This is a genomic window from Rhizobium sp. BK399 (assembly GCF_014194695.1).
Lineage (GTDB): Bacteria > Pseudomonadota > Alphaproteobacteria > Rhizobiales > Rhizobiaceae > Rhizobium.
This window is the reverse complement of sequence record NZ_JACIAH010000042.1, coordinates 1-1,185: the sequence shown is the minus strand read 5'-3', so window position 1 is coordinate 1,185 and position 1,185 is coordinate 1. Positions and strand designations below refer to the sequence as shown.

General features: G+C 68.0%; 1 protein-coding gene. It reads left to right on the top strand.

What is annotated here, in order from left to right; translation table 11 throughout:
• A partial coding sequence (locus FHT97_RS30510; protein WP_183865193.1) for an HlyD family type I secretion periplasmic adaptor subunit occupies nt 1-1,185 on the top strand: 1,185 nt, incomplete at both ends.

Sequence of the window (1,185 nt, the reverse complement as noted above, 5' to 3'; positions counted from 1 at the left end):
CGCCCGGCAGTTCGGCATCACCTCGCGCATCGTCGCCTCCTCGGCACTGGCCGGCGTGCTGGTCTTCGGCATCGGCGGCTGGGCCGCCCAGGCGAAGCTGTCGGGCGCCGTCATCACCCATGGCCAGGTGGTCGTCTCCGAGCAGGTCAAGACCATCCAGCACCGCGACGGCGGCATCATCGCCGCCATCCGCGTCGACAACGGCACCGTCGTCAAAAAGGGCGACGTCCTGCTCGTCCTCGACGACACCCAGACCCGCGTCGAGCTGTCGATCGTCAAGGCGCAGCTGCAGCAGCTGACCGCCGCCCATGCCAGGCTGGTGGCCGAGCGCGACGAGGCAGACACCGTCGACTTCGCGGCGCTCGACCTGTCCGCCGCGGTGATATCAGGCGAGACCAGGCTGTTTGAGGCCAACCGCCGCATGGTCGCCAACCAGAAGGAACAGCTGCGCCTGCAGATCGTCCAGCTCGACGAGCAGGTGCGCGGCTTCAAGGCGCAGAGCCGCTCCAACGACAGCGAGGCCGAGATCGTCGAGCAGGAGCTCGCCAAGACCGAGAAGCTGCTCGCGAGCCAGCTGGTGCCGATCTCGCAGAAGCGCGACCTGTTGCGCCAGCGCGCCCGCATCGAGGGCAGCCGCGGCGAGCTGATCGCCAAGGTCGCCGAGGCCGAGGGCGAGATCAGCGAGCTCAACATGAAGCTCATCTCCATCGACCAGACCACCCGCAAGGAGGCGCAGACCGAGATCGTCAACCTGCTCGCCAAGATCGCCGAGCTCAACGAGCGCGAGATCGCCGCCCGCGACCGCCTCACCCGCATGGAGGTGCGCGCCCCCGTCGACGGCTTCGTCTATGACCTGCAGGTCCACACCATCGGCGGCATCATCGCGCCGGGCGCCACCGTCATGTCGGTCGTCCCGAAAAGCGAGCACCTCAGCATCGAGGTCCGCATTCCCCCCGTCGACATCGACCGCGTCTCACCCGGCCAGCCGGCCCGCATGCGCTTCACCGCCTTCAACCAGCGCACCACCCCGGAACTGCACGGCAAGGTCGACGTCGTCGCCGCCGCAACCACCCTCGACCGCGCCACCGGCCAGCCCTACTACCTCGCCTCCCTGTCGCTTAACGACCAGAACCTCCTCAAGGACAACAAGCTCATCCCCGGAATGCCCGTCGAGGTCTTCGTCCA